This is a genomic window from Synechococcus sp. Cruz-7E5 (assembly GCF_024345995.1).
GTDB lineage: Bacteria > Cyanobacteriota > Cyanobacteriia > PCC-6307 > Cyanobiaceae > Regnicoccus_A.
The window spans coordinates 1-16,643 of record NZ_JAGQCE010000008.1 but is presented as its reverse complement, the minus strand read 5'-3'; the positions used below and the strand labels follow the sequence as shown (position 1 = coordinate 16,643).

General features: G+C 64.1%; 20 protein-coding genes. 14 read left to right on the top strand and 6 right to left on the bottom strand.

The window, feature by feature from the left end; genetic code table 11:
• The first annotated feature begins 41 nt into the window (after positions 1-41).
• The 4 genes from KBY77_RS10095 to bchD are packed head-to-tail and all read left to right on the top strand — an operon-like array spanning position 42 to position 4,319.
• Positions 42-995: an orange carotenoid-binding protein gene (locus KBY77_RS10095; RefSeq protein WP_255103900.1), complete on the top strand. Its 954-nt coding sequence runs from the start codon at positions 42-44 to the stop codon at positions 993-995.
• Complete coding sequence (locus tag KBY77_RS10090; RefSeq protein ID WP_255103897.1) at positions 995-1,780, top strand: fatty acid desaturase; 786 nt, start codon at positions 995-997, stop codon at positions 1,778-1,780. The genes KBY77_RS10095 and KBY77_RS10090 overlap by 1 nt, the downstream gene beginning before the upstream one ends.
• A gap of 23 nt (positions 1,781-1,803) precedes the next feature.
• Complete coding sequence (locus KBY77_RS10085; RefSeq protein ID WP_255103895.1) at positions 1,804-2,133, top strand: hypothetical protein; 330 nt, start codon at positions 1,804-1,806, stop codon at positions 2,131-2,133.
• A gap of 56 nt (positions 2,134-2,189) precedes the next feature.
• A complete protein-coding gene (gene bchD / locus KBY77_RS10080; protein ID WP_255103892.1) occupies positions 2,190-4,319 on the top strand; it encodes a magnesium chelatase ATPase subunit D in 2,130 nt (709 codons plus the stop codon).
• Here the strand turns inward: bchD and KBY77_RS10075 are convergent.
• On the bottom strand, positions 4,306-5,223 hold the full coding sequence (locus tag KBY77_RS10075; protein WP_255103890.1) for an MlaD family protein: 918 nt from the start codon (positions 5,221-5,223) through the stop codon (positions 4,306-4,308). The two genes, bchD and KBY77_RS10075, sit on opposite strands and share 14 nt — an antisense overlap.
• Before the next feature lie 6 nt (positions 5,224-5,229).
• Positions 5,230-6,033 carry an ABC transporter ATP-binding protein gene (locus KBY77_RS10070; protein ID WP_255103888.1) on the bottom strand — a complete coding sequence of 268 codons (804 nt, stop codon included), beginning with the start codon at positions 6,031-6,033 and terminating at the stop codon, positions 5,230-5,232.
• A 60-nt stretch (positions 6,034-6,093) separates the two neighbouring features.
• Here KBY77_RS10070 and yvcK point away from each other — a divergent pair, with 60 nt between their 5' ends.
• A complete protein-coding gene (gene yvcK, locus KBY77_RS10065; protein ID WP_255103886.1) occupies positions 6,094-7,551 on the top strand; it encodes a gluconeogenesis factor YvcK family protein in 1,458 nt (485 codons plus the stop codon).
• A gap of 22 nt (positions 7,552-7,573) precedes the next feature.
• Here yvcK and KBY77_RS10060 read toward each other — a convergent pair whose 3' ends face one another.
• The 3 genes from KBY77_RS10060 to KBY77_RS10050 form a co-directional block, all read right to left on the bottom strand.
• The gene (locus KBY77_RS10060) at positions 7,574-8,107 is read right to left on the bottom strand and encodes an NAD(P)H-quinone oxidoreductase subunit J (protein ID WP_255103884.1); all 534 of its coding nucleotides are present in this window, start codon (positions 8,105-8,107) and stop codon (positions 7,574-7,576) included.
• Entirely contained in the window at positions 8,100-8,834 is a 735-nt protein-coding gene (locus tag KBY77_RS10055) for an NADH dehydrogenase subunit K (protein WP_255104189.1), read from the bottom strand. Before KBY77_RS10055 ends, KBY77_RS10060 begins: the two co-directional genes overlap by 8 nt.
• Positions 8,835-8,895: 61 nt before the next feature.
• Positions 8,896-9,258, bottom strand: a complete 363-nt coding sequence (locus tag KBY77_RS10050) for an NAD(P)H-quinone oxidoreductase subunit 3 (RefSeq protein WP_094556246.1) — start codon at positions 9,256-9,258, stop codon at positions 8,896-8,898.
• 88 nt (positions 9,259-9,346) lie between these two features.
• Here KBY77_RS10050 and KBY77_RS10045 point away from each other — a divergent pair, with 88 nt between their 5' ends.
• The 6 genes from KBY77_RS10045 (at position 9,347) to KBY77_RS10020 (ending at position 11,534) form a co-directional block, all read left to right on the top strand.
• Entirely contained in the window at positions 9,347-9,715 is a 369-nt protein-coding gene (locus KBY77_RS10045) for a rubredoxin (RefSeq protein WP_255103881.1), read from the top strand.
• A gap of 5 nt (positions 9,716-9,720) precedes the next feature.
• Positions 9,721-10,716 (top strand): photosynthesis system II assembly factor Ycf48, encoded by a 996-nt coding sequence (locus tag KBY77_RS10040; protein WP_255103878.1) that lies wholly within the window; start codon positions 9,721-9,723, stop codon positions 10,714-10,716.
• 87 nt (positions 10,717-10,803) lie between these two features.
• Positions 10,804-11,052, top strand: a complete 249-nt coding sequence (gene psbE / locus KBY77_RS10035; RefSeq protein ID WP_255103876.1) for a cytochrome b559 subunit alpha — start codon at positions 10,804-10,806, stop codon at positions 11,050-11,052.
• Positions 11,053-11,055: 3 nt separating this feature from the next.
• Positions 11,056-11,190, top strand: a complete 135-nt coding sequence (gene psbF / locus KBY77_RS10030) for a cytochrome b559 subunit beta (protein WP_006173009.1) — start codon at positions 11,056-11,058, stop codon at positions 11,188-11,190.
• Between the two features lie 8 nt (positions 11,191-11,198).
• On the top strand, positions 11,199-11,318 hold the full coding sequence (locus tag KBY77_RS10025) for a photosystem II reaction center protein L (protein WP_255103874.1): 120 nt from the start codon (positions 11,199-11,201) through the stop codon (positions 11,316-11,318).
• A 15-nt stretch (positions 11,319-11,333) separates the two neighbouring features.
• Positions 11,334-11,534, top strand: a complete 201-nt coding sequence (locus KBY77_RS10020) for a photosystem II reaction center protein J (protein ID WP_094556241.1) — start codon at positions 11,334-11,336, stop codon at positions 11,532-11,534.
• Positions 11,535-11,624: 90 nt separating this feature from the next.
• Here KBY77_RS10020 and KBY77_RS10015 read toward each other — a convergent pair whose 3' ends face one another.
• A complete protein-coding gene (locus tag KBY77_RS10015; RefSeq protein WP_399212642.1) occupies positions 11,625-12,710 on the bottom strand; it encodes an NAD-dependent epimerase in 1,086 nt (361 codons plus the stop codon).
• A 6-nt stretch (positions 12,711-12,716) separates the two neighbouring features.
• Between KBY77_RS10015 and KBY77_RS10010 the strand changes: the two genes are divergently transcribed.
• Genes KBY77_RS10010 through KBY77_RS10000 form a run of 3 tightly spaced genes read left to right on the top strand, consistent with a single transcriptional unit; the run spans position 12,717 to position 16,527 of the window.
• The gene (locus KBY77_RS10010; protein ID WP_315856586.1) at positions 12,717-15,332 is read left to right on the top strand and encodes a glycosyltransferase; all 2,616 of its coding nucleotides are present in this window, start codon (positions 12,717-12,719) and stop codon (positions 15,330-15,332) included.
• A gap of 11 nt (positions 15,333-15,343) precedes the next feature.
• Positions 15,344-15,925, top strand: coding sequence for an acyltransferase (locus KBY77_RS16620; RefSeq protein ID WP_315856585.1), 582 nt, complete (start codon positions 15,344-15,346; stop codon positions 15,923-15,925).
• A gap of 26 nt (positions 15,926-15,951) precedes the next feature.
• Positions 15,952-16,527 (top strand): DapH/DapD/GlmU-related protein, encoded by a 576-nt coding sequence (locus KBY77_RS10000; RefSeq protein ID WP_255103870.1) that lies wholly within the window; start codon positions 15,952-15,954, stop codon positions 16,525-16,527.
• Positions 16,528-16,643 lie beyond the last annotated feature (116 nt).

The following is a 16,643-nucleotide window of genomic DNA, read 5'->3' as shown; positions in this document are numbered from 1 at the left end:
TAGAATCTGCAAATCTCCTTAACAAAAGGGACTCAAAGCATATGTTCACGCTCGAGAAAGCCACCCAGATCTTCCCCGACACGCTTTCAGCCGATGTCGTTCCCGCCATCACGGCCCGCTACAAGCTGCTCAGCGCCGAAGACCAGCTGGCACTGATCTGGTACGCCTACCTCGAGATGGGGAAAACCATCACCATCGCCGCCCCCGGCGCTGCGCGCATGCAGTTCGCCGAAGGCGTGCTGAGCCAGCTCAAAGCCATGAGTTTTGCCCAGCAGAGCCAGGTGATGTGCGATCTGGCCAACAGCACCGACACCCCCATCTGCCGCACCTACTCCGGCTGGTCGGTGAACATCAAGCTCGGTTTCTGGTATCAGCTCGGCGAGTGGATGGCCGCCGGCATCGTGGCTCCGATTCCCCAGGGCTACCAGCTCTCCGCCAACGCCGCCTCCGTGCTCAGCTCCCTCAGGAACGTCGAGCAGGGCCAGCAGATCACCCTGCTGCGTAACTTCGTCGTCGACATGGGCTACGACCCCGCCAAGGGCGAAGCCCAGCGCGTCATGGAGCCCGTGGTCGCTCCCACCCCTGAGTCGCAGCGTCAGAAGGTAACGATCGCCGGCATCGACAACGCCACGGTGAGCGCCTACATGGATCAGCTCAACGCCAACGATTTCGACAACCTGATTGAGCTGTTCCTGCCGGATGGGGCGCTGCAGCCTCCTTTCCAGAAGCCGATCGTGGGCAAGGAAGCCATCCTGCGCTTTTTCCGCGAAGACTGCCAGAACCTGAAGCTTCTGCCCGAATCCGGCATTGCTGAACCCGCCGACGGCGAGTTCACCCAGATCAAGGTCACCGGCAAGGTGCAGACCCCCTGGTTCGGAGCCGGCGTTGGCATGAATGTGGCCTGGCGCTTCCTGCTCAATCCCGACGGCAAGATCTACTTCGTGGCCATCGATCTGCTGGCCTCCCCCGCCGAGCTGCTCAAGTTCGCCCCTTGATGAGCCTCGCTACAGCCCCGGCCCCTGCCACTGGCAAGGGCCTGCTGTTGGCGGTTCTGATCCTGCTGGCCTGGATCCTCAGCCTGGTGGTGCTGCTGCCAGCTGACCCCGGCCATTGGCCCCTGCCTCTGCTGCTGCTCGCCATCGGCATCCGCTCGGTGCTTCACACCGGCCTGTTCATCGTCGGACACGACGCCATGCACGGCCTGCTGATCCCAGGCCGACCCAGGCTCAACCACCGGCTCGGGCAATGGGCCCTTGGGCTCTACGCCGGCCTGCCCTACGACTCCTGCCGCGCCAACCACCTGCGCCACCACCTGGCTCCGGGAACCGCCAGCGATCCCGACCACCAGCCATACCAAGGCTGTGGTGTGCTGCGCTGGTATCTCCACTTCATGGCCAGTTATCTCTCCGCCGGCCAGATGTTGCGCCTGCTGGGGGGTTGGGCCGTGCTCATCCTGGTGGCCGCACCCTCCGGCAGCATTGCTCCGCTGTCGGTGCTGCTGATCTGCACCCTTCCCCTGCTGATCAGCTCGCTGCAGTTGTTCATCTTCGGGACGTACCTCCCCCACCGCCAGTCAGAGGGGGAGAGCCATCTCCACCAGGCCCGCAGCCTTGACCTGCCGGTATGGCTCTCCCTGCTCGCCTGTTTCCACTTCGGCTATCACTGGGAACACCACGAGTTCCCTTCCAGGGCCTGGTTCCAGCTGCCGGGGATGCGACGGTTCCGCCCACCCAGTCACACGCAATCGTTGCGGCTCGCGCCACTGGCCCTGCCGCGATAAAGTCTTGTATCAAGGAAGACATCATGGTTGAGTCAGCACCGATCACCTGGAGCGACAACGAGCAGGCCATCGCGCAAGAGGCCTTCAGTCACGCCTACAGCCGTGCCGTAGAGACGGTGATCAGTACCTTGCGCTTTGAGGCCAATTCAATCCACACGGTCCAGGGCCTCTGGCGCCTGCACGACTACCTCAGCACCCAGCGCCACGTGATGGAAGGGCGATTCGATTTTCGCCTCGATGGAATTCTGTTCACCTTCGCCAGCCTGGTGAAGGAAAACCTGCTGGAGCTTGAGGAACTCGACGGCCTCGACGCCGACAAGCTCGCCAAGATCAAGGCGATGTCGCGCTTCTAGGGCCAGGCCACCCATCGGCCAGACTGGCCCCCTATCACTCGAGGCATCCGCCCCCCATGGCCGTCAGCGGGTCTGCAGCCTCCCCAGCGGGTGCCAGAGCGGCAGGCACCAGTTCCTTCCCTCTGGCGGCCATCACCGGTCATGGCACCCTCAAGCTGGCCCTGCTGCTGGCGGCTGTGGATCCTGGTCTGGGCGGGGTGGTGATCGCCGGCGGCCGGGGCACCGGCAAATCGGTGCTGGCGCGAGGCCTGCATGCCCTGCTGCCGCCGATCGATGTGCTGGCACTCGGTGATGCCTGCCGCCGGCTCAACGTGGACCCCCAGCGGCCCGACGACTGGGACGCCACCATCCACAGCCGCATCACCCAGCTGGGCGGTGATCCCACCGGCGCCGACCCCACGGCGCTGCTGCCTACCACGGTGATCCCGGCCCCGTTCATCCAGGTACCCCTCGGCGTCACCGAAGACCGGTTGGTGGGCTCGGTGGATGTGGCCGCCTCCCTGGCAGCCGGGGCGCCGGTGTTCCAGCCCGGTCTGCTGGCGGAAGCCCACCGGGGCGTGCTCTACGTCGATGAGCTCAACCTGCTCGACGACACCATCACCAACCTGCTGCTGGCGGCGGTGGGCAGCGGCGAGAACCGGATCGAGCGCGAGGGGCTCAGCCTCTCCCATCCCTGCCGCACCCTGCTGATCGCCACCTACAACCCGGAGGAGGGGGCGGTACGCGACCACCTGCTCGACCGCTTCGCCATCGCCCTCTCGGCCAACCAGCTGCTGGAGATCGAGCAGCGGGTGGAGATCACCAGCTCCGCCATCGATCACGGCAGCTCCAGCGAAGCCTTCCGCGCCCGCTGGCAGGAGGACACCGACGCCCTGGCCACCCAGCTGCTGCTGGCGCGCCAGTGGCTGCCCGATGTGACGATCGCGCGCGAGCAGATCGCCTACCTGGTCAACGAGGCCCTGCGCGGCGGCGTGGAGGGGCACCGCTCCGAGCTCTACGCCGTGCGGGTGGCACGGGCCCATGCGGCCCTGAGCGGCCGCGATGCGGTGGACGCCGACGACCTGCAGGTGGCCGTGCGGCTGGTGATCGCTCCGCGGGCGCTGCAGATGCCGCCGCCTGATCCCGAGCAGCCGCTGGAACCACCACCGCCGCCGCCGCCGCCCCAGGGGGAGCAGCCGCCCGAGCAGGACAGCGAGGACGAAACCCCGGACGACGCCGACGACAGCGACGAAGACACCGACGAAGACACCGACGAAGACGACGACAGCCCCGAGGACCAGGCACCACCCCAGGTGCCCGAGGAGTTCCTGCTTGATCCAGAGGCGATCGCCATCGATCCCGATCTGCTCCTGTTTGCCGCGGCCAAGTCGCGCAGCGGTGGCAGCGGCAAGCGCTCGGTGGTGCTCTCCGATTCCCGCGGCCGCTACGTGAAGCCCATGCTCCCCCGCGGTCCCGTGCGCCGCATCGCCGTGGATGCCACCCTGCGGGCCGCGGCCCCGTACCAGAAAGCCCGCCGCGCACGCGAACCCCACCGCACCGTGATCGTGGAGGAGGGCGACCTGCGGGCCAAGCAGCTGCAGCGCAAGGCCGGCTCCCTGGTGATCTTCCTGGTGGACGCCAGCGGCTCGATGGCCCTCAACCGCATGCAGAGCGCCAAGGGGGCCGTGATCCGCCTGCTCACGGAGGCCTACGAGAACCGCGACGAAGTCGCTTTGATCCCCTTCCGCGGCGAACAGGCCGAGGTGCTGCTGCCCCCCACCCGCTCGATCACAGCCGCCCGCCGGCGGCTGGAGCAGATGCCCTGCGGCGGTGGCTCACCCCTGGCCCACGGCCTGTCCCAGGCGGCCCGGGTGGCCGCCAACGCCCTGGCTACCGGCGATCTCGGCCAGGTGGTGGTGGTGGCGATCACCGATGGCCGCGGCAACGTGCCCCTCAGCCGCTCCCTGGGCCAGCCGCAGCTTGAGGGGGACGAACCCGTCGACCTCAAGGAGGAGGTGATCCAGGTGGCCGGCCGTTACCGGGCCCTGGGGATCAAGCTGCTGGTGATCGACACCGAACGCAAGTTCATCGGCAGCGGCATGGGCAAGGACCTGGCCCATGCCGCCGGAGGAAAGTACGTGCAACTGCCCAAGGCCAGTGATCAGGCGATCGCAGCCATCGCCTTGGACGCCCTCAACGGGGCTTAGGCGCCGCCTTGGTCTGGGCGGGATAGAGCTCATCGAAGAGCTGGCCCAGGCCGATCGCCACACTGCGCACACCGTCCATGAACTCGGCGTCGCTGGTGAGCTTGTTCACGTCACCACCGACGGCATCGATGCGGGCCGTGAGCCGCTCCGCATTGCCGACGGTGGTCTTGAGCTGGGCCAGGGTCTTGGGGTTGTCGAGCGCGGCCGTGACGTTGCGCACATGGCGGCTAGCCGCCACTGCTTCGGCGGTGGCGGTGTTGAGATTGGCCAGGATCGGATCGGCCTTGCCCACCGAGCGCTTCAGATCAGCCACCAGAACCTGAGCCCGCTGCAGGAACTGGGTGGCCTCTTTGGAGGTGGCATCGAAGCTGCGGGTGGTGCGCGCCATCTCAGCCACGATCTGCTTCTCATCCACCTGGGCCAGCAGGCTCTGCATCAGCTCGGTCACGCTGTTGAGGCTGGCGGCCGTGACGCCCTTGAGCTCGCTGCCGGCACAGACCATCACCGTGTTGTCGCAATCCTTGGACCGGGGCAGGGGGGCACTCTCCGGCAGGGGGTTGCCGGTGCTGATCAGGGCCACCTGGGCATCACCGCCGAGCAGGGTGCCTGTCTGCACCTGGGCCCGGGTGGGGCGCGCCAGCTGCAGGGTGGGATCGCTGATCTCCAGTTCGGCCAGCACCGCCGAGGAGGTGGTCCTGATCTTGCGCACGCTGCCCACCTGCACACCGCGGAAGATCACCGCCGAGCGGTCCGCCAGGCCGGCGGCATCCTCGAAGCTCACCTTCAGGATCCAGTTGTTCTGGCTGAGGGAGATCCCCCGGAGCCACATCCAGAAACCGGCTCCCCCCACGACGGCCGCCAGCAGCGAAAATCCGACAATGGCCTCTCGCACACTGCGACGCATGGGGCTCTAGATCTCCGCCGGTTGCATCGGTCCGCTCAGGCTACCGGTTCGGAACTGGACCACATAAGGGTTGTCGGTGCAGCCGAAGTCCTGCACGGAACCCAGCCACTGCAGATGGCCCTGGTAGAGCATCGCCACCTGCTCAGCCGAGCGCACGATCGTGCTCATCACGTGGCTGACCACCACCGAGCAGCCCGCCGCCACCTTGGTTGTGGTAACTATCAGATCCTCGATGCGGGTGCAGGCCACCGGGTCGAGCCCCGCAGTCGGTTCATCGAACAGAAGGATCGGATGCTGCCCCACCGGTTGGCTGGGGTCTTCGATCAGGGCGCGGGCGAAGCTCACCCGTTTCTGCATGCCGCCGCTGAGTTCGCCGGGCAGGCGCTCCTCGATGCCCGAGAGCCCCACGGCCTCCAGAGCCCGGTTGACCCGCTCGCGGATCTCAGCCTCCCTCAGCCTGCTGTGGCGGTAGAGCAGGAAGCCCACGTTCTCGCGCACAGTGAGGGAACCCAGCAGGGCCGGGTTCTGAAAGACCAGCCGCACATCCGGCGGATGGCGCTGGTCCAGCCGCAGGTAGTGCTGGGGGACGCCATGCAACCGCAGCTCCCCCGCCGTGGGCAGCAGCAGCCCGGCCAGGATGCGCAGCACCGTCGATTTGCCTGTGCCGGAGGGTCCCACCACCGCCAACCGCTCGCCGCGACCCAGGCTGAGGTTGAAGTCTTCGAGCACCGTGTTGCTGCCCCAGCGCATGCCCACACCATCGAGCTCGAGCACGGGCCCGTCAGGGACATCTGGGGCGGCCTCGGTCATCCCGGCGTTTCATCCGTACAGTTCTTGGTGCTCCGTGCTGTGGCGTAACGCCCCAACGGCTTGACCTCCCAGCGCCCCTCACAGCCCAGCCGCCGCCCGCGCCGGCAGGTCCGCCGTCCGGCCTGGATGGGACGCGGCGACCCGCGCCAACAGGACCTGGTGAGCCGCTCGAAGCGGGCGGTGCGCTGGCTGCAACCAGGGCTGGTGGTGAAGCGCTGGGTACTCACATCTGGCCTCGGGCTGGTGCTGGCGCTGCTGGGTGCCGCCATCCTGGCCGATCTCAAGCCCATCTACTGGATGCTGGAGTCGCTCACCTGGCTGATCACCAACGTGGCGCGGGTGCTGCCGCGGGGCTTCACCGGTCCGCTGGTGCTGATCGCCGGGGCGGCCCTGGTGATCTGGGGCCAGAGCCGCAGCTTCGGCTCGATCCAGCAGGCCCTGGCACCCGAGAAGGACACGATGCTGGTGGATGCCCTGCTGGCCCAGCGGCGCCTGAATCGCGGCCCGAACATCGTGGCGATCGGCGGTGGCACTGGCCTCTCCACCCTGCTGAGCGGCCTCAAGCGCTACAGCAGCAACATCACCGCCATCGTCACCGTCGCCGACGACGGCGGCAGCAGCGGGGTGCTCCGCCGCGAGCTCGGGGTGCAGCCGCCAGGCGACATCCGCAACTGCCTGGCGGCCCTGGCCAGGGAGGAACCGCTGCTCACCCGCCTGTTCCAGTACCGCTTCAAGGCAGGCAATGGCCTGGAGGGCCACAGCTTCGGCAATCTCTTTATCTCGGCGCTCACGGCCATCACCGGCAGCCTGGAGTCGGCGATCACGGCCAGCAGCCGGGTGCTGGCCGTGCAGGGCCAGGTGGTGCCGGCCACCAATGCCGACGTGCGCCTCTGGGCGGAACTTGAGAACGGTGAGCGCATCGAGGGCGAATCGAAGATCGGCCACTCCACCAGTCCGATCGTGCGCCTCGGCTGCATCCCCGAGCGGCCGCCGGCCCTGCCCCGGGCGATCGAGGCCATCGCCCACGCCGAGCTGATCATCCTCGGCCCCGGCAGTCTCTACACCTCCCTGCTGCCCAACCTGCTGGTGCCGGAGCTGGTGGAGGCGATCAGCCGCTGCAAGGCGCCGAAGCTCTACATCTGCAACCTGATGACCCAGCCCGGTGAAACCGATCGGCTGGATGTGGCCGGACACCTGCGGGCGATCGAGGCCCAGCTGGCCAGCCTCGGGGTGAACCAGCGCCTGTTCCCGGCAGTGCTCGCACAGGAGCCGCTCAAGGACATCGCCCTGCTGGAGCACTACCGCGCCCGGGGCGCCGAGCCGGTACTCTGCGATGCACGCCAGCTGCGCAGTGCCGGCTACGACGTGACGCTCGCCGCCCTGCAGGGTTCACGCCCGAGTGACACCCTCCGCCACGACTCCCGCAGCCTCGCCCATGCCGTGATGCGCTTCTACCGCAAATCCAAGGGTCAGAAATCGGCGAACGATCTCGACTGGCTCAGCAGCCTGGCTCAGTAAGCGGAGCTCAGAAATGCGGGGCTCAGTAGGCGTCCTGCATCTCGTAGAAGTCGGGCTGGACGTAGTCCTTGCGCAGGGGGTAACCCTTCCAGTCTTCGGGCATCAGCAGGCGCTTGGGATGGGGGTGGCCTGAGTAGGTGATGCCGAACATGTCGAAGGTTTCCCGCTCCTGCCAGTCGGCGCCACGGAACAGGCCGTAAAGGGTGGGGATGGAGAGATCGCCGCCGCGCTCAAGGAACACCTTCAGTCGCACCTCTTCAGGGGGTTTGGTGGGGGAGGGTCCATGGGCCACCGCCGCCGCCAGCTTCACCAGGTGATAGAAGCTGACCAGTCGGCCGCCGGGACCTTCGTCGTAGCCGCCCTGGCACTGCAGGTAATCGAAGCCCCAGGCCTTGAGGGCGGCGGCCACCACAGGCAGGAAGATCGGCTCCACCCCGATGATCTCCACACCGAGGTGATCGGCGGGCAGGGGCTGGTGGTCGAAGCCCTGATCCGTCAGCCACTGGCTGACGGCGCCGATCGGGGCGGGGCTGAGCTCGGTGGTGGGTTCAGGCATCGCTGGAGGAGCTGGTGGCGGCGAGGGCTTCAGGTTCTGGGGTGGCAAGGGGCAGCCCGGCCCCGGCGGCGAAGGCGGCCTGCTGGCTCTCCGCCCGCAGATAGGCACCGGTCACGATCGGCTCCACCGCTTTCATGGCGTGCTCGATCGTGAGGTAGCGGTGGGTGGGTTGCAGGTTGCCCCGCTCGGCGAGGGCCTCGTTCCCCACCTTCTTGCGCAGCTTGATCACCGCATCGAAGATGGCTTCCGGCCGAGGCGGGCAGCCTGGGATGTAGAGGTCGACGGGGATCAGCTTGTCGACGCCACGCACGGCCGTGGTGGAGTCGGCGGAGAACATCCCGCCGGTGATCGTGCAGGCCCCCATGGCGATCACGTATTTGGGCTCGGGCATCTGCTCATAGAGCCGCACCAGAGCCGGCGCCATCTTCATCGTGACCGTTCCGGCCGTGATCAGCAGATCGGCCTGGCGCGGGCTGGAGCGGGGCACCAGGCCGAAACGGTCGAAGTCGAAGCGGGAACCGATCAGGGCCGCGAACTCGATGAAGCAACAGGCCGTGCCGTAGAGCAGGGGCCAGAGGCTGCTGAGTCGGGCCCAGTTGTGCAGGTCATCGAGGCTGGTGAGGATCACGTTCTCGGAGAGATCCGAGGTGACCGTGGGGGCACCCACCGGGTTGCAGGTGGCGGCACGCAGATCGCGCAGGGCCTCGATCGAGGGGGCTTCGCTGATTCCGGGGCTGGACGGGGTGATGGTCATCGTTCGACTGGTCGGGATTCCGGATGGCTGGGGATCAGCTCCACTCGAGGGCACCCTTGCGCCAGGCGTAGGCGAGGGCCACCACGAGGATCGAGATGAAGATGAGGGCTTCGATGAAGGCCAGCAGACCCAGGCGGTGGAACGCCACGGCCCAGGGATAGAGGAAGACGGTCTCAACGTCGAAGATGACGAAGACCAGAGCGAACATGTAATAACGAATATTGAACTGGATCCAGGCGCCACCGATCGGCTCCATACCCGATTCGTAGGTGAGGCGGCGCTCCCCATCACGGGATTTGGGAGCCACCAACTTGTTGGTGACCAGAGCCAGCACGGGCACTGCCGCCGCGATCAGCAGAAAGCCCAGAAAGGCGTCGTAGCCGGGAAGCACGAACATGAAGGGGCCCAACCTGGGGCGCAGTCTGGCATCCGTCGGCAGAGAACGCCTGGATAGAGTCCGAGTCAACGGCAGAGGGGCCAGCGCCATGGGCAACGGGCACGACAGCGACGAGGAACGAGCTCCGGAGCAGACAAGCGATCCCGACACCCACCGCTACGAGTGCCGCAGCTGCGGTTTCGTCTATGACCCGGAAGAGGGCATCGCCAAACTGGCGATCGTCCCCGGCACCCCCTTCGCATCGCTCGATCCGATCGGCTTCCGCTGCCCGGTCTGCCGCAGCCGTGTGGGGGCCTTCCGCGACATCGGCCCGCGCAACAAGCCCAGCGGCTTCGAGGAGAACCTCAATTTCGGCCTCGGCGTGAACAAGCTCACCCCCGGCCAGAAGAACGTGCTGATCTTCGGGGGCTTCGCGCTGGCGTTCGCCTTCTTCCTCTCTCTCTATTCCCTGCGCTGAGTCCCGTGAAACGCCTGTTCTCTTCCCTGCTCGGCCTGGTGCTGGCCGCGGGCCTGGCCTTCGGCCTCGGCGGCTGCGTCACCACCGGCCTGCCCGTGGCCGCCAGCAGCCCCTGGCAGCCCATCGCCCTCGACACCCGCTCCAATCCCCTCGACGTGGCCTTCACCGACGATCGCCACGGCTTCCTGGTGGGCAGCAACCGCCTGATCCTCGAAACCGACGATGGCGGCGCCAGCTGGGAGACCCGAGCCCTCGCCCTGCCGGAAGACGAGAACTTCCGCCTGCTCAGCATCGACTTCACCGGCCAGGAGGGCTGGATCGCCGGCCAGCCCGGCCTGCTGCTGCACAGCACCGATGGGGGCCAGAACTGGGAGCGCCTGCTGCTGGACACCAAGCTGCCCGGCGATCCATACCTGATCACGGCCCTGGCCCGCGGCAAGGCCGAGCTGGCCACCACCGTCGGCGCCATCTACCGCACCGTTGATGGCGGCGGCAGCTGGCAGGCCGAGGTGAGCGATGCCGCCGGCGCCGTGCGCGACCTGCGCCGTTCCCCCGATGGCCGCTACGTGAGCGTCTCCAGCCTGGGCAACTTCTTCGCCACCTGGGAACCGGGCCAGGCCACCTGGCAGCCCCACCAGCGCATCAGCAGCCAACGGTTGCAGAGCATGGGCTTCCAGCCCGACGGCAAGCTCTGGATGGTCACCCGCGGCGCCCAGCTGCGCTTCAACCCCGATGGGGATGACGTGGAGGCCTGGAGCAAGGCGGTGATCCCGATCACCAACGGCTACGGCTACCTCGACATGGCCTGGGATCCCAACGGCGCCATCTGGGCCGGCGGCGGCAGCGGCACGCTGCTGGTGAGTGAGGACGGTGGCTCCAGCTGGAAGCGGGATCCCCTGGGGGGCTCCCAGCCCACCAACTTCACCCGGATCGTCTTCAGCGGCGACGGCAAGGGTTTCCTGCTGGGGGAGCGGGGCAACCTGCTGCGCTGGGTGGGCTGACTGCATCCATCTGTAACCAACAGGGGGCTCCGCTCGCCTGAAAGCCACCCCAAGGCCTAAGATCCATTAGCTGAATTGCCCGCTGCTATGGCTGCCGGCTCCACCGGAGAACGTCCGTTCTTCGAGATTATTACGAGCATCCGTTACTGGGTGATCCACGCCGTCACCTTGCCGGCGATTTTTCTGGCGGGCTTTCTGTTCGTCTCCACCGGCCTGGCTTACGACGCCTTCGGTACGCCTCGCCCCGATGCCTACTTCCAGGCCCAGGAAGCCAAGGCACCGGTGGTGAGTGAGCGCTACGAAGGCAAGAGCCAGCTCGATCAGCGCTTGCAATAAGCCATGACCCAGTCACCGAGCACCACGCCCCGCAACTATCCGATCTTCACGGTTCGGTGGTTGTCGTTGCATGCGCTGGGTATCCCCACGGTCTTTTTCCTGGGTGCCCTGGCAGCCATGCAGTTCGTCCGTCGCTGAACATCGCCATGCAGCGCAATCAAAACCCGAACAACCTTCCGGTCGAACTGAACCGCACGAGCCTCTATCTGGGGCTTCTGTTTGTGTTCGTCACCGGAGTGCTTTTCTCCAGCTACTTTTTCAACTGAACGGGAGACACAGCCATGAGCGGCAAGAAATCCGGTTTGCCTGATGGTCGACTTCCCGACCGTCTTCCTGATGGCAGGCCCGCCGTGGCCTGGAAGAGCCGCTGGACCGAAGGGGTTCTCCCCCTCTGGCTCGTGGCCACCGCCGGTGGCATCGCGGTGATCTTCGTGGTGGGTCTGTTCTTCTATGGCTCCTACGTGGGCCTGGGTTCGGCCTGAATCTTCAGCATCACAGCCATAAAAAAGGGCCCCGCTGGGGCCCTTTTTTATGGCAGCCCGACCGGCCGCCAAGATCCCTGGCTGGTGCCCTCAGACGCCGTAATACTCGCGATACCAGCGGGCGAAATGGCCAATCCCCACCTCGAGCGGAGTTTGAGGAGCGAAGCCAATCCAGGCCTCGAGCGCTGAGGTGTCAGCGGCGGTGGCGGCAACATCCCCCGGTTGCATGGGCTCGAACTGGGGGATGGCCTTCACGCCGAGGGCCTCTTCGAGCACCTCAATGAAGCGCAGCAGTGGTGTGGGTTGGCTGTTGCCGATGTTGAAGATCCGGTGGGGAGCCGCCGCCGTGGCCGGGTTGGGATCAAGCGGATCGAAGCCTGGATCCGGGGTGGCCGGCTTGTCGAGGCAGCGGATCACCCCCTCGACGATGTCGTCGATATAGGTGAAGTCGCGCTCCATGCGGCCGTGGTTAAACACCCGGATCGGCTCACCCGCCAGGATCGCCTTGGCGAACAGCATCGGCGCCATATCCGGACGGCCCCAGGGGCCATAGACGGTGAAAAAGCGCAGCCCCGTGGCCGGCAGCCCGTAGAGATGGCTGTAGGTGTGAGCCATCAACTCATTTGCCTTCTTGGTGGCGGCATACAGGCTCACCGGATGGTTCACCGGATGCTGCTCTGAGAAGGGCATGCGCCGGTTGCCGCCATACACCGAGCTGCTGGAGGCATAGACCAGGTGTTCCACACCATGGTGACGGCAGCCCTCGAGGATGTTCCCAAAGCCCACCAGGTTGCTCTGGATGTAGGCGGAAGGATTGTCGATCGAGTAGCGCACGCCTGCCTGGGCGGCGAGGTGGATCACGGCGCGGGGGCGCTCTGAAGTGAAGAGAGCGGCGATCGCCTCACCGTCCTCCAGATCGAGGCTGTGGAAGCGGAAGTCTCCGTGACCTGAGCTGGAAACCGCTTTGATCCGCTCCAACCGCGCCTGCTTGAGGTCCGGGTCGTAATAGGGATTGAGGTTGTCGAGACCGACCACAGAATCGCCACGTTCCAGAAGCTTCAGGCAAACGTTTGCCCCGATGAAGCCGGCGACGCCGGTGAGCAGGAGAGGACCGTGTGCCTCTGCAGGGTCAGGATTCACCAACAAGGAGCCGGGAAAACCACAAGGACAGTCCATTCTTCCATGACCACTGCGGGGGAGCGAGCAGGCCGATCTCTCCTGGCTTCGTCAGAGGGAAAGCTGACGAAAACGGGCCAATGGTGTATATTCTGGCAATCAGATCGCAATCAGTTTCACTCCCCCACCAACATGAGCGCAGGCATCCGCACGGCCGGAAAATTTTTCGTGAGAGGGGAAGCAAAAGTATATCCTAAGGGGGTTAGTTACGGACCCTTCAAAGAGGCTTCCCACGGCCGCCAGTTTCCGGAGAAGGAGCAGGTTGTTCGGGATTTTGCCTTGATGCGGGAGCTGGGTGTGAACTGCCTTCGCACCTACACCTCGCCACCCGCCTGGCTGTTGGAACTGGCGGAGCAGTGGAATCTCCTGGTGATGGCTGGGATTCCCTGGGCGGAGCACGTCACCTTCCTGGATTCGAAGGCCGTTCAGAAGGAGATCCGCATAGCTGTCACGGCAGTAGTGGAGGAATGCAAGGGATACAACTCGCTGTTCTGCTATATGGTTGGCAACGAGATTCCGTCCGACATCATCCGCTGGCATGGTGCGGAGAAGGTGCAAAACTTTCTGCGGGAGCTCACCGAACTGATCCGGGGCAGTGATCCTGATGCTCTGGTGAGCTATGCCAACTTCCCCTCCACGGAGTATCTCGAGCTCGACTTCGTCGACTTCCATTGCTTCAACGTATACCTGCACCGTCAGGAGGTATTCCAGAAATACCTGGGCCGGCTGCAGAACCTGGCCGGCAACAAGCCTCTGGTGCTGAGCGAGTTCGGAGCCGACTCGATCCGCGAGGGTGTGGAGGGTCAGGCCCACATCCTCGACCAGAAACTCAGGACGAGCTTCGAGATGGGAGCGGCGGGCACGGTGGTGTTCGCCTGGACCGACGAATGGTTCACCGGCGGTCATGCGATCACCGACTGGGCCTTCGGGGTGGTGAGCGCCGAGCGCCAACCGAAGCCGGCGTTCGACGTGGTGAAGCGCTACTACCAGGAGCCGCTACCGCCGCTGCCGGCCGAATGCCCGAAGGTGTCGGTGGTGGTGTGCGCCTACAACGCCGACCGCACGATCGACACCTGCCTGGCAGCGCTGGAAACCGTTCGCTACCCGAACTACGAGGTGATCGTGGTGAACGACGGCTCCAACGACGGCACCCTGGACATCTGCCGGAAGTACCCCTACATCCGCCTGATCTGCCAGGAGAACAAGGGTCTGAGCGTGGCACGCAACGTGGGCCTGGAGGCAGCCACAGGCGAGATTGTGGCCTACACCGATGCCGACTGCGATGTGGACCCCGACTGGATCACCTATCTGGTGCATGGGTTCCGGATCACTGGCGAAGTGGCGGTTGGGGGGCCGAACCTGCCACCACCGGAAGACTCCCTGGTGCCCTCTGCCGTGGCCGTGTCGCCCGGAGGCCCCACCCATGTGCTGATCGACGATATGGAGGCCGAGCACATCGCCGGCTGCAACATGGCCTTCAAGGCGGATGTGCTGCGGGATCTGGGGGGGTTTGATGCCCAGTACCGAGCCGCGGGCGACGATGTGGACATCTGCTGGCGCCTGCAGGACGCAGGCCATTCGATCGGATTCAGCCCCTCGGCCCAGGTGTGGCACTTCCGCCGCAACACCGTGAAGGACTACTTCAACCAGCAGCGGGGCTATGGCAAGGCCGAGGCGATGGTGTACTACAAGCACCCGGAACGGTTCAACCTGCTGGGCCAGGCACGCTGGCTCGGGAGGATCTACGGCGATCTGAGCACGTCGCTGCTGCCGGGGAAACCGTTCATCTATTCGGGCGTGTTTGGCATGGCTCCGTTCCAGAGCCTTTACCAACGTCCCGCCAGCCTGTGGACCTACCTACCGCAGACCCTGGAATGGAACGTCTTCGGTCTGGCGATGCTGGTGCTGTCGCCCCTGGCCGGCGTTGGGCTGCTGCTTGGAGCCATTCCAGTGTTGATCACACTGGGGAGCAGCCTCATTTCGGCATGGCGAGCCCCCGTGGATCCCCGCTTCACGGGGCTGCGTAGCCGGCTGCTGATCAGCTACCTGATTCTGGGCGGCCCGCTGGTGCGGAGCATTGAGCGGTACAAGTGGAGGAGGAAGCTGCTGGGGAAGGAGGGAGCACCGTCACGTCAGAGCGCGACACCCCTCAGGACACGATTTCCACTACAGAGAACCTATGGGTTGAATTTCTGGTCAGACAAAGGCATCGAAAGGGACATCATCCTCAAGGATGTGATTAACCAGCTGCAGGAAAAGAAGTATTTTGTAAATATCCAGAATGGCTGGGAACGGTGGGATTTCCGTGTGCAGCAGGGGCTCTGGGCCTGGTGCTATGTGTACACGGCAACTGAGATTCATGGTGGTTATGAACGGTTGCATCGTCTCAAGCTGAAGCTGAGGCTGTCCGGGCTTGCGCAGATACTGTTTGCGATGTGGGCAGTCCTGTTCGTGATTGTGATCGCGTGCAAGAGCGTGATCGCAGCTCTCCTGATGGCAATCCCGGGCATTGCCTTGCTGTGGGCGTTCCGGTCGCAGATGAGCTGCATGGCCACAGCGCTTGGTGATATGGTGAAGATATCAGCGAAGAAGCTGGATCTCACTCCTGCACCACCGAAGTGAATACGCCAACAATGAAAGAGCCTTCGGAGAGCAACTTTTTCAAAGAGCTCACCGGAGGATGGGATTACTTATCCTTGCCTAAGAATATACGGATTGGCGAAGGGTGCTGGCTGGAGCGAAAAGGAAGTTTTGATCGCTTCAGAAGCCAGCGGAATCCGGGATTGGTAATCGGTGACCGAGTGAAGGCCTACACCTGGGCCACGTTTAACATAGAACCCACGGGTCTTTTGGAGATTGGAGATGATTGCATCCTGGTGGGGCCTGTGTTCATGTGCCACGAACACATCCAGATCGGGAACCGTGTGAAGATCTCGTATCACGTGACGATCGCTGATGCTGACTTTCATCCTGTCGACCCACAGCAAAGAAAGCGCGATGCCATCGCAAGCAGACCTGGTGGAAGCCCAAAAGGAAGACCACCCTTCATCTCCTCTCCCGTACAAATCGACGATGACGTAGAGATTGGCATTGGGGCTATCATTCTTAAGGGAGTTAGAATTGGCGCAGGCGCATGCATCAGGGCGGGCTCAGTTGTCACGCGCGATGTGCCAAGAAGTAGCGTTGTAGCTGGGAATCCAGCCAGTATTGTTTAGTCGTTTACCCCCCACCACTTTTCGACATGGATATTCACAAAAGCTTGAGGCACGACTGGTACAACCAAAGTCTTCCAAAAAATATTGAGATTGGAGAATCAAGCTGGCTATACAGCAGCTACGCATTTCTTCACTTTATGTCGCAAGCAGGCAATGGAGTTCAAGTTGGGAGCAATACGGGATTGTATGATGGAACCTTCTTTGACCTTGGGCCAAAGGCCAGTATCTCTATCGGTAGCTATTGCACCCTGGTTGGAGTGATTATATGCAGCAACCAGAGAGTTGAAATTGGTGATTACTGCTTCTTGGCTCACGAAGTTGTGATTGCCGATAGTGAAGTGGCGATTCCTATGCAATACGGGTGGAATGCCAATTCCGTGGGAACAAGACCAAGGAAAAAGAATCACACAAGCAGGGATGGCAATACGATCAAGATTGGCGACAATGTCTGGCTGGGAACAGGCTCTCGAGTGCTGTCGGGAGCAAATATTGGCAACAACTCTGTTGTTGCAGCAGGTTGCACTGTTGACTTTCCAATACCGAGCAACGCTGTGGTAGCAGGCGATCCTGCAAGAGTAGTAAAGGTACTTAGGGACTCCTGAAAAAGCCAGATCGACTGCGGCGCAACTTGTTTCAGTGATCGAGACCCGATAAACTGGCCTCGAACAGGGCAATTGACGATTGCTACAACTGCTGAACGCTGCAGATGTACCGAAAA

What these genes read in the sequence shown, in the direction of transcription:
- KBY77_RS10095 (WP_255103900.1), top strand. Translation starts at nt 42, where the DNA reads ATGTTCACGCTCGAGAAAGCCACCCAGATCTTCCCCGACACGCTTTCA.
- KBY77_RS10090 (WP_255103897.1), top strand. Translation starts at nt 995, where the DNA reads ATGAGCCTCGCTACAGCCCCGGCCCCTGCCACTGGCAAGGGCCTGCTG.
- KBY77_RS10085 (WP_255103895.1), top strand. Translation starts at nt 1,804, where the DNA reads ATGGTTGAGTCAGCACCGATCACCTGGAGCGACAACGAGCAGGCCATC.
- bchD (WP_255103892.1), top strand. Translation starts at nt 2,190, where the DNA reads ATGGCCGTCAGCGGGTCTGCAGCCTCCCCAGCGGGTGCCAGAGCGGCA.
- KBY77_RS10075 (WP_255103890.1), bottom strand. Translation starts at nt 5,223, where the DNA reads ATGCGTCGCAGTGTGCGAGAGGCCATTGTCGGATTTTCGCTGCTGGCG.
- KBY77_RS10070 (WP_255103888.1), bottom strand. Translation starts at nt 6,033, where the DNA reads ATGACCGAGGCCGCCCCAGATGTCCCTGACGGGCCCGTGCTCGAGCTC.
- KBY77_RS10060 (WP_255103884.1), bottom strand. Translation starts at nt 8,107, where the DNA reads ATGCCTGAACCCACCACCGAGCTCAGCCCCGCCCCGATCGGCGCCGTC.
- KBY77_RS10050 (WP_094556246.1), bottom strand. Translation starts at nt 9,258, where the DNA reads ATGTTCGTGCTTCCCGGCTACGACGCCTTTCTGGGCTTTCTGCTGATC.
- KBY77_RS10045 (WP_255103881.1), top strand. Translation starts at nt 9,347, where the DNA reads ATGGGCAACGGGCACGACAGCGACGAGGAACGAGCTCCGGAGCAGACA.
- psbE (WP_255103876.1), top strand. Translation starts at nt 10,804, where the DNA reads ATGGCTGCCGGCTCCACCGGAGAACGTCCGTTCTTCGAGATTATTACG.
- psbF (WP_006173009.1), top strand. Translation starts at nt 11,056, where the DNA reads ATGACCCAGTCACCGAGCACCACGCCCCGCAACTATCCGATCTTCACG.
- KBY77_RS10025 (WP_255103874.1), top strand. Translation starts at nt 11,199, where the DNA reads ATGCAGCGCAATCAAAACCCGAACAACCTTCCGGTCGAACTGAACCGC.
- KBY77_RS10020 (WP_094556241.1), top strand. Translation starts at nt 11,334, where the DNA reads ATGAGCGGCAAGAAATCCGGTTTGCCTGATGGTCGACTTCCCGACCGT.
- KBY77_RS10015 (WP_399212642.1), bottom strand. Translation starts at nt 12,710, where the DNA reads ATGGACTGTCCTTGTGGTTTTCCCGGCTCCTTGTTGGTGAATCCTGAC.
- KBY77_RS10010 (WP_315856586.1), top strand. Translation starts at nt 12,717, where the DNA reads ATGACCACTGCGGGGGAGCGAGCAGGCCGATCTCTCCTGGCTTCGTCA.
- KBY77_RS16620 (WP_315856585.1), top strand. Translation starts at nt 15,344, where the DNA reads ATGAAAGAGCCTTCGGAGAGCAACTTTTTCAAAGAGCTCACCGGAGGA.
- KBY77_RS10000 (WP_255103870.1), top strand. Translation starts at nt 15,952, where the DNA reads ATGGATATTCACAAAAGCTTGAGGCACGACTGGTACAACCAAAGTCTT.